The organism is Mesorhizobium sp. M8A.F.Ca.ET.207.01.1.1 (assembly GCF_004794715.1).
Taxonomy (GTDB): Bacteria; Pseudomonadota; Alphaproteobacteria; order Rhizobiales; family Rhizobiaceae; genus Mesorhizobium.
The window spans coordinates 363,420-378,874 of the sequence record NZ_SRUS01000001.1 but is presented as its reverse complement, the minus strand read 5'-3'; the positions used below and the strand labels follow the sequence as shown (position 1 = coordinate 378,874).

General features: G+C 62.9%; 11 protein-coding genes and 1 pseudogene. 5 read left to right on the top strand and 7 right to left on the bottom strand.

What is annotated here, in order from left to right:
* Window positions 1-144: 144 nt before the first annotated feature.
* Both ileS and EN850_RS01855 read right to left on the bottom strand, forming a co-directional pair.
* A complete protein-coding gene (gene ileS / locus EN850_RS01860) occupies window positions 145-3,129 on the bottom strand; it encodes an isoleucine--tRNA ligase (protein WP_136090477.1) in 2,985 nt (994 codons plus the stop codon).
* 284 nt (window positions 3,130-3,413) lie between these two features.
* Window positions 3,414-4,226: a MipA/OmpV family protein gene (locus tag EN850_RS01855; protein ID WP_127869695.1), complete on the bottom strand. Its 813-nt coding sequence runs from the start codon at window positions 4,224-4,226 to the stop codon at window positions 3,414-3,416.
* Between the two features lie 177 nt (window positions 4,227-4,403).
* On the opposite strand from EN850_RS01855, the gene EN850_RS01850 reads away from it, so the two are divergent.
* Window positions 4,404-4,958: an HdeD family acid-resistance protein gene (locus tag EN850_RS01850; RefSeq protein WP_135883595.1), complete on the top strand. Its 555-nt coding sequence runs from the start codon at window positions 4,404-4,406 to the stop codon at window positions 4,956-4,958.
* A 31-nt stretch (window positions 4,959-4,989) separates the two neighbouring features.
* Here the strand turns inward: EN850_RS01850 and EN850_RS01845 are convergent, their stop codons facing one another.
* The gene (locus EN850_RS01845; protein ID WP_136090725.1) at window positions 4,990-5,970 is read right to left on the bottom strand and encodes a bifunctional riboflavin kinase/FAD synthetase; all 981 of its coding nucleotides are present in this window, start codon (window positions 5,968-5,970) and stop codon (window positions 4,990-4,992) included.
* Window positions 5,971-5,976: 6 nt separating this feature from the next.
* Entirely contained in the window at window positions 5,977-6,837 is an 861-nt protein-coding gene (locus EN850_RS01840; protein ID WP_127281228.1) for a TIGR01459 family HAD-type hydrolase, read from the bottom strand.
* Between the two features lie 260 nt (window positions 6,838-7,097).
* On the opposite strand from EN850_RS01840, the gene EN850_RS01835 reads away from it, so the two are divergent.
* Together EN850_RS01835 and EN850_RS01830 are read left to right on the top strand one after the other, a co-directional pair.
* Window positions 7,098-9,083, top strand: coding sequence for a TadE/TadG family type IV pilus assembly protein (locus tag EN850_RS01835; RefSeq protein WP_189590944.1), 1,986 nt, complete (start codon window positions 7,098-7,100; stop codon window positions 9,081-9,083).
* A 121-nt stretch (window positions 9,084-9,204) separates the two neighbouring features.
* The gene (locus EN850_RS01830) at window positions 9,205-9,837 is read left to right on the top strand and encodes a LysE family translocator (RefSeq protein WP_136090476.1); all 633 of its coding nucleotides are present in this window, start codon (window positions 9,205-9,207) and stop codon (window positions 9,835-9,837) included.
* Window positions 9,838-9,849: 12 nt separating this feature from the next.
* Here the strand turns inward: EN850_RS01830 and EN850_RS01825 are convergent.
* Both EN850_RS01825 and EN850_RS01820 read right to left on the bottom strand, forming a co-directional pair.
* A pseudogene (locus tag EN850_RS01825) lies at window positions 9,850-10,614 on the bottom strand (dienelactone hydrolase family protein).
* A 148-nt stretch (window positions 10,615-10,762) separates the two neighbouring features.
* Window positions 10,763-11,587, bottom strand: coding sequence for a DUF2189 domain-containing protein (locus EN850_RS01820; RefSeq protein ID WP_127278889.1), 825 nt, complete (start codon window positions 11,585-11,587; stop codon window positions 10,763-10,765).
* 252 nt (window positions 11,588-11,839) lie between these two features.
* Here EN850_RS01820 and EN850_RS01815 point away from each other — a divergent pair, with 252 nt between their 5' ends.
* Window positions 11,840-13,063 (top strand): TadE/TadG family type IV pilus assembly protein, encoded by a 1,224-nt coding sequence (locus tag EN850_RS01815; RefSeq protein WP_136090475.1) that lies wholly within the window; start codon window positions 11,840-11,842, stop codon window positions 13,061-13,063.
* A 78-nt stretch (window positions 13,064-13,141) separates the two neighbouring features.
* Complete coding sequence (locus EN850_RS01810; RefSeq protein WP_136090474.1) at window positions 13,142-13,657, top strand: CAP domain-containing protein; 516 nt, start codon at window positions 13,142-13,144, stop codon at window positions 13,655-13,657.
* 44 nt (window positions 13,658-13,701) lie between these two features.
* Here EN850_RS01810 and EN850_RS01805 read toward each other — a convergent pair whose 3' ends face one another.
* A complete protein-coding gene (locus EN850_RS01805; RefSeq protein ID WP_136090473.1) occupies window positions 13,702-15,237 on the bottom strand; it encodes a DHA2 family efflux MFS transporter permease subunit in 1,536 nt (511 codons plus the stop codon).
* Window positions 15,238-15,455 lie beyond the last annotated feature (218 nt).

Genomic DNA, 15,455 nt, shown 5'->3' with positions numbered 1-15,455 from the left:
GCACTTTTGGGCGACAGGCACGCGCTTGATCTGGTGCCTGTCGTTTATCCCAAAACCGCTGCGCACTTTTGGGCGACAGGCACGCGCTTGATCTGGTGCCTGTCGTTTATCCCAAAACCGCTACGCACTTTTGGGCGACAGGCACTAGAGCCTTCCCAGCGCCTTCAACTCGTGCAGCACGGCGGCATCACGTGCCGAAACATCCGGGAATTCCGGATCCTGCCCGACATCGGCCGTGTAGCGCCAGGAACGCGCGCATTTGACCAGTCCGCGATCCTCCGCTTTCTCGACCACCACGGCGACGCCCTTGACATCGTCGAGGGCAAAGGCGGTTTGCGGCGCCTGGCCATGGGCAATGACCAGATCGCTGGTGATCGCCATTTCAGCCATGTCGACGTCCAATATCGCCGCCTCGAGCGCCGCGTCGTTGATCGTGACCACCGGTACAGCCTCCAGCGAGGAGCCGATCACCTTCTGGGCACGCGCAATCTCGAGCGCGCCGGTGACGACGCGACGCACCTGCCTGACCTTGCGCCATTTCTCCGCCAGCGCCTCGTTCTTCCAATTCGCAGGGATGTGCGGGAACTGGTCGAGATGTACCGAGACCGCATCGGGATGACGGTCGAGCCAGGCCTCTTCCATGGTAAAGGGCAGCATCGGCGCCAGCCATCTCACCAGGCAGTCGAAGAGATGGCGCACCACCTGGACCGAGGCCTTGCGCTTCACGCTCGACGGGCCGTCGCAATAGAGCGCGTCCTTGCGAATATCGAAATAGAAGGCCGACAGCTCGACCACCATGAAATCGAGCAGTGCGCGCGTGATGCGCTTGAACTCGAAGGCGTCGTAGCCCTGGCGCACCACCTCGTCGAGCTCCGCCAACCGGTGCAGCATCAGCCGCTCCAGCTCCGGCATCGTCTCCAGGGGCACGTCCTCACCATCGTCATGGGCGAGCGTGCCCAGCATCCAGCGGATGGTGTTGCGCAGCTTGCGATAGGCATCGATGTTGGTCTGCAGCACGTTCTTGCCGAGCCGCTGGTCTTCCCAATAGTCGGTCGTCACCACCCAGAGCCGCAGGATATCGGCGCCGGACTGCTTGATCACATCCTGCGGCACGACCGTGTTGCCGAGCGATTTCGACATCTTGCGGCCATCCTCGTCCATGGTGAAGCCATGGGTGACGACGGTGTCGTAAGGCGCCCTGCCCCTGGTGCCGCAGCTTTCGAGCAGTGAGGAGTGGAACCAGCCGCGATGCTGGTCGGAGCCTTCGAGATAGACATCCGCCGGCCACTTCAGGTCGGGCCGGTCTTCCAGGGTGAAGACATGGGTCGAGCCCGAATCGAACCAGACGTCGAGAATGTCCATCACCTGCCGCCATTTGGAAGCATCGTGATTGCCGAGGAAGCGCTCCTTGGCACCGGGCGCGAACCAGGCGTCGGCGCCCTCCGCTTCGAAGGCTTCCATGATGCGCTGGTTGACCGCCTCGTCCTTCAGCACGTTGCCATCCTCGTCGGCGAAAACGGCGATCGGCACGCCCCAGGCGCGCTGGCGCGACAGCACCCAGTCGGGGCGCTCCTCGATCATGGCGCGGATGCGGTTCTGGCCGGCGGCCGGGACAAAGCGCGTCTCGTCGATCGCCTTCAGTGCGCGGCTGCGCAGCGTGGTGCCATCACCGAGGTCCTTGTCCATGTAGACGAACCATTGCGGCGTGTTGCGGAAGATGACCGGCTTCTTCGAACGCCATGAATGCGGGTAGCTGTGCTTCAGCCGGCCGCGCGCGAACAGCGCGTTGCGCTTGATCAGCTCGTCGATGACCGCCTGGTTGGCGTTGCCCTTCTTGCCGTTGTCGTCGATGACGCGCGCAGCTCCGCCTTCGCGGTCCGGGCCGAAGCCTGGCGCGTCCTTGGTGAAGAAGCCGGCATCGTCGACGGTGAACGGGATCTCGGTGTCGATGCCGCGTTGGCGCAGCGCGGGCGCGGCATCCATCCAGGCATCAAAGTCCTCGCGGCCATGGCCGGGAGCCGTGTGCACGAAGCCCGTGCCGGCGTCATCGGTGACATGCTCGCCGGCAATCATCGCAACCGGGAACTCGTAGCCGCCACCGAGACCTTTGAAGGGATGCGAAAGCACAAGATTTCCAAGCTGTTCGGCGTTGATGCCGTGAAGGCGCTTCAAGGTGACCTTGGCCTTGGCCTTGCTTTCCTCGGCCAGGGCATCGGCAAAGATCAGCTTCTCGCCCGGCTGCGGGCCAAACGCGTTCTCGGCCGCCGTCACCTCGTAGAGGCCATAGGCGACGCGCGGCGAATAGCTGACGGCGCGGTTGCCCGGAATGGTCCATGGCGTCGTCGTCCAGATGACGACATGGGCATCCAGCAGGTCAAGCGAGCGCCCGCTCAGGTCCGGATCGAGCTCCGCCGGCTGCCCGTCCACGACACTGGCGAGGACGAGATTGGCCACCGGAAACTTCGCCCAGATCGTGTCGGACTCGTAATCCTGGTACTCGATCTCGGCCTCGGCGAGCGCCGTGCGCTCGACGACGCTCCACATCACCGGCTTCGAACCGCGGTAGAGCTGGCCAGACATGGCGAATTTCAGCAATTCGCCGGCGATGCGCGACTCGGCGTGGAAGGCCATGGTCGTGTAAGGGTTCTCGAAGTCGCCGATGACGCCAAGCCGCTGGAACTCGCCACCCTGCACCGAGATCCAGTGTGCGGCGAATTCACGGCATTCCTTGCGGAATTCGTTGACCGGCACCTCGTCCTTGTTCTTGCCCTTGGCGCGGTACTGTTCCTCGATCTTCCATTCGATCGGCAGGCCGTGACAATCCCAGCCGGGCACATAGTTGGAGTCATAGCCGCGCATCTGAAACGAGCGGGTGATGACATCCTTGAGGATCTTGTTCAGCGCGTGGCCGATATGGATGTTGCCGTTGGCGTAGGGCGGGCCGTCATGCAGCACGTATTTCGTGCGCCCCGCCGCGCTCTCGCGCAGCTTGCGGTAGAGGTCCATGTCCTGCCAGCGCTTGACCAGCACCGGCTCCTTCTCGGGCAAGCCGGCGCGCATCGGAAACTCCGTCTGCGGCAGGTAAAGGGTCTTGGAATAGTCGATCGTTGATTGGTTTTGGTCGGTCATTGGTCTGCCATGTGCATGCCGGGCCACGTGGCTTGCGGCTTGGAATTCTACTTTATACGCATGCCGTTTTCCCAAACCGGGCCACTTCTGGGCGACATGCCTTGATGATCTGGAAAAGCGCGAGAGGCCGCGCGCGATAGTCCCGGCTGCTCCAACAGCCTTCAGGCTGCCGGGAACACCGGGCTGGTAATTCGTATCGTCGGCGCGCGAAGGCGCGAAAAGCTCGTCATTGCTGGGCTTTTAGCGGAGAAGAGCGCAGGAATAAAGCGTCTCGTTCGATTCACTTACATCTTGAAGTCGAAGCGATAGGTGGTCGACACGCCGACCATGAACTGGTTGCGGTCGCCGCGCTCCTTGACCAGGCTGGAATCGGCCGCCGGACCTTCGAGGCGCGAATATTCGCCAAACAGGCTGGCGGTCATCGGATCGGTCACCTTCCAGGTCACGGCGCCGCCGAGGCCGACGGATTTGAGGCCGCCGCCGGGATTGTACTGGCTCAGCCCCGAGGCCACGGCTTCCTGCGCGTTGACGCCATAGTAGGCATCGAAATAGTTCGCCGAGGCAAAAGACACGCGTGGGCCACCCGAAATCCTGACGGTTGGCGTGACGTCGTAGAAAGCATCGGCGGCGATATCAGCGACAAAGCCATTATGGGCACGGATGCCGTGCCGCAATTCGGCACGTGCGCGCATCCAGTCCGTCGGGTAGAATTCGAAGAAGCCGCCGACCTCGCCGCCCCAGCGCACCGGGTCCAGCCCCTTGAGTTCGTCGGCATCGCCGTCGTCACGCGAGAACAGGAACTTGCCGGTCAGGCCGGCACGGACACCGCCATCGTCGACGAGCGCCAGCGAAATGTTGTCGTTGCGCGACGTGAAACGCGCCTGGGGACCGGCCTTGCCCAGCGAAATGATGGGCTGGGCGCTCAGCATGTACTTCTTGCCGCCCTCGAAATTGGGCGCCACCATGCCGGTCGCGCCGACCATCAGATACCAATCGCCGGACAGCCAGCCGAAAGCGCCATCGCCGGCCTCGGCCGCGCCTGACGTAGCCAGCATGACGGTAGCCAAGGCTGCAGAAATCTTCCCGACCGGACTCATGGCCACTCCACTAACGCGATACGGCGACAGCTTTGACGAGGCTTTGGTAAAATTTGATTTAAGGACGAGACAACCGGCTCGCATTGCCTGCACCATCGCGTCCGCGACCGGCTGGACGCGGGTTGGCGCCGAGGGTAACGTCCTTGCATGCTGGCGGCCCTCAATGGAGGCATGGACATGACCTTGCACGGCGATACTCTGAAGAACGCGATCGGCCAGACGCGCGACAAATGGGGATGGTTCGTCGGCCTGGGCGTGGTGCTGCTGATCCTCGGCGGCATCGCCTTCGGCAATCTGTTCATCGCCACGGTGGCTTCCGTCTATGTCGTTGGATGGCTGATGCTGGTGGCCGGCATCATCGAGATCATGCATGCTTTCGGGGTCAAGACCTGGGGACGCTTCTTCTACTGGCTGCTCAGCGGACTGCTTTATGCGGTCGCCGGATTCTTCGCTTTCGACAATCCGCTGCTGGCCTCGGCGGTGCTGACCTTCCTGCTGGCCGTCGCGCTCGTCGCTTCCGGCGCGCTGCGGGCCTGGGTCGGCTACAGCCACCGCCCGGAGCGCGGCTGGGGCTGGATTGTCGCGGCAGGCGTCATCAGCGTGCTCGCGGGCCTGATCATCGCCATGGGCTGGCCGGTCAACAGCCTGTGGGTGCTCGGACTGTTCCTGGCGATCGACCTGATCTTCCAGGGCTGGACCTTCATCGCCGTCGGTCTTGCATTGAAGAGGTAGGAACTCGCCTCCCCCATTTCGGGGTCATGCTTCAGAACGCCACCGCGGCGTCCAGGCTGGACAGCGGCTTGACGCCGCCAAGCAGCGCGCGTGCCTCGGCTTCATCGCGCTTCATCTGCGCCACCAGCGCATCGAGCCCGTCGAACTTGATCTCGCTGCGCAGGAAGCCGAAGAACGACACTTCGCAACTCTCGCCATAGAGATCGCCGGAAAAATCGAAGACGAAGGTTTCCAGGAGCGGTGCGCCGTTGTCGTCGACGGTCGGGCGGCGGCCAAAGCTGGCGACGCCGTCGTGCAGCGTGCCGTCGGCGCGCCGGAAGCGGACGGCGTAAATACCTTCCTTCAGCGTGGCTGCCGCCGGAAGCCTCATGTTGGCGGTGGGAAAGCCGAGCGTTCGCCCGAGTTGTTGGCCGCCGACAACCTCGCTTTCCACCGTGAAGCGATAGCCGAGCAGACCGGCGGCCCCGGCCACCTCGCCCTCGCAAAGCAAGGCACGGATGCGGCTCGACGAAACCACCTCGGCGCCTTCGTCGCGAAAGGCGTCGACGAGTGTGACACCGAAGCCATGGCGCTCGCCGGCAGCCATCAGATAGGCCGGCCCGCCCTGGCGGTCCTTGCCGAAATGGAAATCGAAACCGGTCACGGCATGGGTGATGCCCAGCGTCCTCTCCAGCACATCGGTGACGAAGGCTTCCGCCGACAGCGAGGCGAAATCGCGCGTGAAAGGTTGCTCGACGAGCGCGGCAAAGCCCAGCAGCGACAAGAGCCGCGCCTTCATCGGCGGCGGCGTCAGCACGAAAAGCGGAAAATCAGGCTTGAAAACCGTTCGCGGGTGCGGTTCGAAGGTCAGCACCAGGGCCGGCACGCCACGCCGCTTGGCCTCCGCCAATGCCCGTTCGAGAACGGCCTGGTGGCCACGGTGGACGCCATCGAAATTGCCTATCGCAACGACGCCGCCTCGCAGATCGGCGGGCAGCGGCGCGGTTGTCGCAAGATGCTGGAACGCGACCATTGCCACCTACTGCAGCCTTGCGATGACGGCCACCGGACGATAGCCGTGCCGCTCCAGGAAGAGCCCAAGCCTTGCCGGATCCGGCCGGGATGGATCGCCGTAGTCGCGGGCGTGAATACCGCCGGAGACATAGAGGACGTCGAAACCATTGTCGGCCGCGCCCTTGACGTCGGTCATCATGCCATCGCCGATCGCCAGTATTTGCGAACGCTCAACCGGCCGGCCGAGGATCTCGGCCACCTCCTTCATCGCGACCTCGTAGATCGGCGCATAGGGTTTTCCGGCGATCAGCGTGCGGCCGCCGAGCTGCGCGTAGTCGCGTGCGAGTGCACCGGCGCACCAGATGATCCGTTCGCCGCGTTCAACCATGATATCGGGATTGGCGCAGATGAATGGCAAGTTCCTGGCGCGCAACCGGCGCAGCAAGTCGGCATAGTCCTCGGGTTTTTCAACCTCGTCGTCGAACAGCCCGGTGCACACGACGCCGGCGGCCTCGAATTCCTCGACGAGTTCGACATCGAGGCCATCGTAAAGGGTCAAATCGCGGTCGGCGCCGATGTGGAAGACTTTGCGTGGGCCCTCCGCGATCAGGTCGCGGGTCACGTCGCCCGAGGTCACCACACGGTCATAGGCTGACGGCGGAACGCCGATCACGCTCATCTGTGCCACGACATCGGCACTGCGGCGTGGCGAATTGGTGATCAGAACGACAGGAGTGCCGGTCGCCCTTGCCGCCGCCAGCGCGGCCGCGGCCGCCGGAAAATGCCACTCGCCATTGTGCACCACGCCCCAGACGTCGCAGAGAATTGCCGAATAGGCTTTCGACACGTCTTCGAGCGAGCCGACGATTTCGGGCGAATCCGCCATGCCGTTTCCTTCAGTATGATCGTTGCGGGTGCGGCGGCCGACGGTTCGCCGCAGCCGGTTCGAATTATCCGAACTGGCCCATGCTGTCACCAGCTTTCACCCGCATCGGCACGAATTGCGGCGCAAGCCGCGGCCTTTGATTGGTTAGCGATTGGTGAAGCGCCAACCAAGCAATAGAGCGGTTTCCCAAACCCGTCCTTCAGCGTTCTGTGGGAAGCTCGCGCCGACCGAGAATCCGTCGGCGGGGGCCGCTTCAAGACATGCATGAAATCTGGCGTCAGTTCCGCCGCGACAGGCGCGGCAACTATGCTCTTATGACGGTTGTGGCGATGGTGCCGCTGATGGGCGGTCTGGCGCTCGCTGTCGACTTCACGGAAATGAACCGCGAAAAGCAGATGTTGATGAACGCGCTCGACGCCGCCAACTTCGCTACGGCCCGCCGGCTGACGGAAGGTGCGACCGACGACCAGTTGAGAGCCTATGCGCTCGACTTCTTCAACGCCAATTTGAACGATATCGATCCCGCCAGCGCCACGCTCAACGTCATCTTGCCAAGCAACACCAGCGGCGGCGGCCTGCTCACCATGACCGCCCAGCTCAACTACAAACCCTATTTCTACCCCGCCTTCGCCCAATTCGTCGGCAAATCGGCGACCGATGCGAACCAGAGGCTCAGCTTCAACGTCAGCTCGCAGGTGCGGCTGAAGAACACGCTGGAAGTTGCCCTGGTGCTCGACAATTCCGGATCGATGACCACGCTCGGCACGGGCTCGGGGCAAAAGCGCATCGATCTTCTCAAGACTGCTTCCAAGCAGCTGGTCGACACGCTGGCCCAGCAGGCGATCATGATCAAGCAGGTCGACAAGCCGGTGCAATTCGGCCTCGTGCCTTTTGCCGCCTCGGTCAATGTCGGCCCCGGGAATGGCAACGCGTCGTGGATGGACACCGAAGGGTTGTCGCCGGTGTCGAACGAGAATTTCGACTGGTCGACGCTTAACGCCGCCAACAAATACGCCCAGCAAACCAACGGCATCTGGTACAAGCGCGGGACCGGCTGGGGAACCGAGGAAGGCCAGATGCTGACCCGGTTCTCGCTCTACCGCGACATGCAGGTCGTCACCAACCACGAGCGTGTCGTCAACAGCAAACGGGTCGTCTGCGACCAATACAATTCGAACAACACCTGCAAAAGCAGCCACGACGAATATGACTATATCGATTCCTATGGTCCGTTCGCCAGTTGGCAAGGCTGCGTCGAGGCCAGGCCCTACCCCTACAATATCAACGACGCCACGCCGTCCGGTGGCTCGGCCAACACCGGCATCGGCGTCGGCGATCCGGCAACGATGTTCGTGCCCATGTTCGCCCCCGACGAACCGGGCAATCACTGGAAGCTCACCCAGGATCCCGACGAGGCCGCGCCGGCAACCTATGGCGCCGTCAACAGCTGGTGGAACGACGATCCATCGAGCAGCAGCGGCCAATCGCGGCTGCGCAACATGGCCAAGTATTTCCAGCCGCGGCCGATCGGTGCGCCGGCGCTGCCCGCCGGGAACGGGCCGAATTACAGCTGCACCACCAACCCGATCACGCCGCTGACCGATGTCAGCGTCGCCGACGGGCTCACCTCGATCAAGGCGGCGATCGACCTGATGCAGCCGAATGGCGGCACCAACGTCCCCGAGGGCATGGCCTGGGGCTGGCGGGTGGTTTCGAGCGGAGAGCCGTTCACGCAAGGGCGCCCGGAAACCGAAAGAGGCAACGACAAGGTGGTGATCGTGCTGACCGACGGCGCCAACACCTATTATACACCTTCCTCGCTGGGCTACTCGGATTCCGCCAATTCGAAATCGACCTATGCGTCCTACGGCTATCTCAACCCCGGTTACAACGGCACTTCGGTCGGCCGCCTGTTCATGGGCACGTCGAGCGCCATCGGTCAGTTGGACTATTCGAACGGCAACTACACCAACGCGCTCAACGAGCAGATGGCCACGCTTTGCAACAACGCCAAGGCAGCCAACATCATGGTGATGACGGTGGCGCTCGACCTGTCGACGACCAAGGCCAGCGACAAGCTGGCGATCGATGCGCTGAAATCCTGCTCGTCGAATTCGCGCTTCCGCAAGGATGCGACGGATCCGAGCAAACCGGCGAAGCTGTTTTGGAATGCGACCGGCGCCAGCCTGGCAAACGATTTCAAGGAAATCGGCAACGAACTGTCGAACCTGCGCGTGGTCGGCTAACCAGGATGGTTCCTGGCGCAACGCCTGGCGGCGTCAAGCCCTTGCAGACGCCCGCCGTGACGGGCACAGATTGACCGCCCGCGCGGTCCCTCATCCATCGCGGCACGCTGGGGAACGAACAATGCCCGACACCGCCAACCATCTCGCCTTCGCGCTGGTCTGCCTCGGCATGGTGCTGACGCCAGGCCCCAACATGATCTACCTGATCTCGCGCTCGCTGTCGCAAGGGCCGAAGGCCGGACTGATCTCGCTTGGCGGCGTTGCGGTCGGCTTCCTGTTCTACGTGCTGTCGGCCGCGTTCGGCATCACGGCGCTGCTGATCGCGGTGCCCTATCCCTATGACGTGTTGCGCTTTGCCGGCGTGCTCTATCTCCTGTGGCTGGCCTGGCAGGCGGTGAAACCCGGCGGACGCTCGCCGTTCCAGGTGCGCGACCTGCCGAAGGACCGGCCGCGCAAGCTGTTCGCCATGGGATTGATGACCAATCTGCTCAATCCCAAGGTGGCCGTTCTCTATCTTTCGCTGCTGCCGCAGTTCATCAGCCCCGGCAAGGGCCATGTCCTGTCGCAGCTCCTGGTGCTGGGCGCGACGCAGATATCGATCAGCCTCAGCGTCAATGCCATCATCGCGCTGACCGCCGGCTCGATCGCCACCTTCCTCGCCGGACGGCCGCTATGGCTGGTGATCCAGCGCTGGATGATGGGAACCGTGCTGACGGCGTTGGCGCTGAAGATGGCGACCGACGCGCAGCGCTGAGGCCGCCTGGCGTCAATCGCCGAAGGCCTGCTTCAGGAAGGCGTGCACGTCGCTTTCCGATCGATCGGCCGCAGCCGCATTGTACTCGACCCGGTGGCCGTAGGCCTCGACGCCGGTCTTGAACTCCTCGGCGTCGAACGCGTGCCGGGCACCCTCGTAGACGTTTAGCTGCACCGGGCTTCCCTTGTCCCTGCGTTACGCCACCATCTCCCGGCATTTCTGGGCGGGGCTGAAATCATCAAGCTCTCCAATCAGGATCAATGTCGGCACAGCCATGTTACCGCTCGCCACCGAACAGTTCGGATAGTAGGCGATCGCCACGCTGAATTTGTGCTGCATCAGCCGCTCTGCGCCACCAAGCTGGACCGCCTCGAGCGTTGCGATGCCGCCGGCGGAGAACCCCATCAATGCGATGCGTCGCGGGTCGACAAAACTGGCTTTCGACAGAAACTCCAGGGCGCCGTAGGCGTCATAGACGCGATCGGAGAGCAGGCTGTGACAGGTATCCTTTATGCCGCGCGTGCCGAAGCTGTCGACAACGAGAACAACATAACCCCAGGAAGACAGCCGCTGCGGCCAAACCTGCCTGTCATTCGCAAGCACACCAGCGCATCCGTGCAGAGCGACTATAGCCGGGAACGGCCCCTCACCCGGAGGGCGTGTCAGATATCCTCGCAGCGGAATGCCGGGAACAGACTTCGTGGTCTCGCCTCTTTCCTGCGCATTGCGCTCCTGAAACGGCGTCGGCTTCACGGCCGCGCTTTCAAATTGCACCATCTCGTCGGCCCAGGCGGGCGCCGCATCGAAGTCGCCGGCAAGACAAAGGCACGCCAGGCCAACTCCTTTGAGCAAATCCAACACTTTGCCCATCGTCAGCCAGGCTTCGGTTTGTCCTTTGACCGCGTTGACCGGGCCGGACACTTGCTCACATCGGACGGCGCGGGGGCCGGATCTGCGCGGGCTCGACCACCTTGCGGTAGAGGTGCCAGGTCGCGTGGCCGAGGATCGGCATGACGACGGCGAGACCGGCAAACAGCGGGATAGAGCCGATCACCAGCAGCACCGCGACAATCAGACCCCAGAGCGCCATCTGCAGCGGATTTGCCATGACCGCCCGGGCCGAGGTCTCAATCGCCGAAACGGCGCCGACGTCACGATCAAGCAAAAGCGGGAAGGCAACGACCGTGGTCGCCAGCACGACCACCGCGAAGACCAGGCCGGCCGCGTTGCCGAGAAGGATCAGTGTCCAGCCCTTCTTGGTCGTCAGCACATCGCGCAGGAAGGCCCCGACCGAAGCCGGCGGCTCGCTGCCAAAAAGGCTGGTGTAGATCGACTGCGCCGTGAACAGCCAGAGCAGGAACAGCGCGAACAGCATGATGCCGATGGCCGCTATCGAGGGCAGCGCCGGTGAGCGGCGCACGTCGAGGGCGTGCCGCCAGTTGGTATTCATGCCGAGCTCGCGCCGGCGGCTGATCTCGTAGAGCCCGATCGCGGCGAACGGGCCGACAAGGGCAAAGCCCGACATCAAGGGATAGACGAGTTGGATGGCGTTGGAGCCGGAGGTCCACCGCGTCAGGATCAGGCCGACAACCGGATAGATCAGGCACAGGAATACGTAATGCGAGGGCTTGGCCCAGAAGTCCTCGGCGCCAAGTCTCAACGCGTCCCAGAGGTCTGGCGTGGAAATGCGGCGGACCGCGGGTTGCACATGCATCCCGTGCGCGTCCGCCATGACATGAAAGCCGGCCATAACCTACCTCCGTTTTTCTCGGGGGGGCGGTCACCGCCTAGGGTGGCCGCCCGTAGCTGCCACTTCAAGAACGCTGGCATTATATCCGATCTTCCCGGGATTGTCGCCGCGTCTCGTTATGCTTGCTGGGCGGCCTTGGTTTGGCGAACCACCGAGTTCATCTCAGAATCAATGCATTTTAGCTATTGCTTAAATTACTCGTAGAGACCCCAAGGTGTATCACCTGAGCTTTTCAAACCTTGGCGAGGGGCGATGTTCACGTTGAAGGGCTTCTGGTCTTCGGAGCACGGCAATTTTGCCATGGCGACCGCCATAGCGCTGCTGCCGATAATGGCCGTCGTCGCCGGCACCCTCGACCTGACAGGCACGAGCGATGACGCCGCGCAATTGCAGAACTCGCTGGACGCGGCTGGGCTTGCCGTCGGCACGAAGTACCTGCCCAGCATGAGCGCGGGTGATGTCCAAGGGCTTGGGCTGACATTCTTTGCGGCCAATATGAGCGTCGCCGATCAACAGGAATATTCAGACAGCATCTCCGCTTTTTCGGCCACAGCCAGCGGCGACCCGAGCGCCTATTACATCTCGCTTTCGTCAGGCATCAACCGTCCGAGCTTCATCAATGGCGCGGCCCCCTGGCCAGCTCACCGGTCGGCGACGGTCAAGATGCACCCGGGTGCACAGGCCTGCGTGCTGGCGCTCGATCCGCATGCGTCGGCCGCGGCAAGCCTGCAGGGCTCGACCAATGTCGCCATGAGCAATTGCGTGATCGCCGCAAACTCGGACGCGTCTGATGCCGTCAGCAGAGGCGGTTCCGCGCAGGTTTCGGCGGGTTGCGTCTCGACCGTCGGCGGCACTTCCGGGCTTTTACCGCCCAGTGCCAATCTCGCCTGCGGCGCGCCGCTCGAACATCAATATGCGTCCTTCGATCCCCTGGCCGACATCGTGCCTCCTCCCTACACATTCTGCCTGCCGGTCCCGAACGGCAAAACCTACACGCTGTCGCCCGGCACCTATTGCGACAAGACATTGTCGGGAAATATCACGCTCAACCCGGGCGTCTACATTTTGCGCGGCGTGACCTTGAAACCGGGCGGCAACGGCAGCCTGACCGGCCACGGCGTCACCATATTCCTGATGGAGGGCGCACAGATCTACATAAATGCCAATGAAAAGGTGGACCTTTCCCCGGCCACCAGCGGCCCCTATGCAGGCATCACCATTTTCGAGAACCATGGCAACACATCGGCCTTGACGCTGAATGGCGGCGCGAATTCCGTGATCAGCGGGTTCGTCTATGCGCCTGACGCGGCGATTTCCTTTGCCGGCAACTCGGATATGAGCGGTCAGGGCGACTGTCTGAGGCTTGTTGGCCTGACCGTGCAGATGACAGGCAACTCGTCCATCAAAACCGACTGCACGGCCGTGTTCGGAAATCGCGAGATGTATGCCGGCCGCCTCATCACGCTTGTGAAATAAGCGGCTGACCGCCATTCGATTTCAGATTTTCATCACCCTGCCCGGCAAAAGCCATGATCACGACTATCTCAGGCAGGCATGACCACTTCAAGACTCGAAAGCGACCGGATCGCGAACCTGAATAGGCGCACCTGGCTCAAGACGGCCGGCCTCGCGGCCTTGCTCGGGCTGGCCACCTGCGGCACCGTTTCGCTGCCGACCGGGCAAGGCGCCGGGGTCTCCTCCTCGGCAACCGGCACGCTGGCCAGCCTGCGCGCGACCGCCGGGCTGGGGCCGCTTGTTTCCGACGCACAGCTTGAGCAAGCAGCACTCCAGCAGGCCGGCTACATGGCGCAGCGTGAAAACATGAGCCACACCACCGGCTGGGGCAAGGATTTCGCCTCGCGCATGAAGGACAACGGCGTACACGGCGCCGCGGCCGAGAACATCGCGGCCGGCCGCTTCGACCAACAGAAGCTGTTCGATATCTGGATGCATTCGCAGGGACACCGCCGCAACATACTCGATCCGGACTTCAGCCGCTTCGGGCTTGCCTATGTCCGCGACGGCCGCGACCCCAACCTGCGCTACTGGTCTCTGGTGCTCGGCAGGTAGCAAAGATATCGCCGGCGGACATCCCCTGGCGAGCGGCCGCTCCATCAGTCCATATGGGCGGCAGGCGCGCCGCCGCCGGCCGGTGCCGTTTTCGGCTTGCGCAACAGAAGCACGAACGGGATGGCGGCCAGCGTCATCATCATCAGTATTTTGAAGTCGTTGACGTAGGAGATCATCATCGCCTGGAGATTGACCATGCGATCGACCTGCGACAGCGCCGTCGGGTCGCCGCCGGCAGCCGCCGGCGAGACAGCCCAGAGATTGGGATTGAACGGGTTGATGAAGGCCGAAAGCTCGGCGTGGTTGATCTGCGTGTTGCGCACCAGCAGCACCGTCACGACCGAGACGCCGATCGACGAGCCAAGATTACGCACCAGGCTGAACAACGAGGTTGCATCGGTGCGGTAGCGGGCATCGAGCGTGGCGAAGGCAACCGTCGACAGCGGCACGAACACCATTCCCATGCCCAAGCCCTGGATCACGCCGGAGCTGAGAATCAGCCAGTTGTCCATCTGTGGGGTGAAGCTGGCCATGGTGTAGAGCGACTGCGCGGTCAGGAGGAAGCCGATGACGACCAGAATTCGGGCATCGATCTTGCCCATGATGCGCCCGACGACGAGCATGGAAATCATCGTGCCTACGCCACGCGGCCCGATGACGATGCCGATGGTGACGGTCGGATAACCGAAGATGGTCGACAGCATCGGCGGCAGCAGCGACATAGAAGCCAGGATCAGCACGCCCATGACGAAGATGAATGCCAGACCGGTGACGAAATTGCGGTCGAGGAAAATCTTCGGATCAATGAAGGGATGTTCCGATGTCACCGTGTGAATGACGAACACCCAGAAACCGGTGATCGAAAGACCAAGCTCGATCCAGATCTCGATCGAGGAAAACCAGTCGACCTCGCCACCGCGATCGAGCATCAGCTGCAGCGCGCCGACGCCGAGCGATATCATGGCAAAGCCGAAGAAATCGAAGCTGCGCACCCGCCGGGCAACAGCCGGCAGATAGGCGGCCATGCCAAGGAAGGCGAGGATGCCGACCGGCAGGTTGATGAAGAACACCCAGCGCCAGTTGAAATTCTCGGTCAGCCAGCCGCCAAGGGTGGGGCCGAGGATCGGGCCCAGCATGATGCCGGCGCCCCATATGGCCATCGCCTGGCCATGGCGCTCCTTGGGGTTGATGTCGAGCAGGAAGGTCTGCGACAGCGGCACGATCGCGGCGCCGAACACACCTTGCATCAGCCGGAAAAGCACGATGGTTTCCAGGCTCCACGCCAGGCCGCACAACATCGAGAAGATGGTGAAGCCGACCACCGCCGCCAGGAACAGCTCCTTGCGGCCAAAGCGATCGGCGAGCCAGCCGGTGACCGGCGTCATGATGGCGGCGGCGACGATGTAGGAGGTCAGCACCCAGTTGATGTTGTCGGGCGAAGCGCCGAGATCGCCGGTCATGGTCGGGAGCGCGACGTTGGCGATCGTGGTGTCGAGCGCCTGCATGACCGTCGCCAGCATGAGCGCCACCGTGATCAGGCCACGATGTGGCACTTCTTTGAACGGTTCAGGCGTGCTCATGGCGAAGAACTTCCAGACAGTAACAGAAACGTGTACAACGGGTTTCCGGGCGGCGAAGCCTTCCGTCGAGAGACCTTCATCGCGGTGGGACGCGATTGTCGATGTGGGGGTTACATCGACCGAATGTCTCCAGCTGAGCGGACGCTGCCGCCCGGAAACTTGAGGACCGACGGGTTCGTGTCGAGGGTTCAGACCTTTGGACAGCTGCCATGCGGCTC

What these genes read in the sequence shown, in the direction of transcription:
- EN850_RS01805 (WP_136090473.1), bottom strand. Translation starts at nt 15,237, where the DNA reads ATGAGCACGCCTGAACCGTTCAAAGAAGTGCCACATCGTGGCCTGATC.
- EN850_RS01820 (WP_127278889.1), bottom strand. Translation starts at nt 11,587, where the DNA reads ATGGCCGGCTTTCATGTCATGGCGGACGCGCACGGGATGCATGTGCAA.
- EN850_RS01845 (WP_136090725.1), bottom strand. Translation starts at nt 5,970, where the DNA reads ATGGTCGCGTTCCAGCATCTTGCGACAACCGCGCCGCTGCCCGCCGAT.
- ileS (WP_136090477.1), bottom strand. Translation starts at nt 3,129, where the DNA reads ATGACCGACCAAAACCAATCAACGATCGACTATTCCAAGACCCTTTAC.
- EN850_RS01835 (WP_189590944.1), top strand. Translation starts at nt 7,098, where the DNA reads ATGCATGAAATCTGGCGTCAGTTCCGCCGCGACAGGCGCGGCAACTAT.
- EN850_RS01840 (WP_127281228.1), bottom strand. Translation starts at nt 6,837, where the DNA reads ATGGCGGATTCGCCCGAAATCGTCGGCTCGCTCGAAGACGTGTCGAAA.
- EN850_RS01815 (WP_136090475.1), top strand. Translation starts at nt 11,840, where the DNA reads ATGTTCACGTTGAAGGGCTTCTGGTCTTCGGAGCACGGCAATTTTGCC.
- EN850_RS01850 (WP_135883595.1), top strand. Translation starts at nt 4,404, where the DNA reads ATGACCTTGCACGGCGATACTCTGAAGAACGCGATCGGCCAGACGCGC.
- EN850_RS01855 (WP_127869695.1), bottom strand. Translation starts at nt 4,226, where the DNA reads ATGAGTCCGGTCGGGAAGATTTCTGCAGCCTTGGCTACCGTCATGCTG.
- EN850_RS01830 (WP_136090476.1), top strand. Translation starts at nt 9,205, where the DNA reads ATGCCCGACACCGCCAACCATCTCGCCTTCGCGCTGGTCTGCCTCGGC.
- EN850_RS01810 (WP_136090474.1), top strand. Translation starts at nt 13,142, where the DNA reads ATGACCACTTCAAGACTCGAAAGCGACCGGATCGCGAACCTGAATAGG.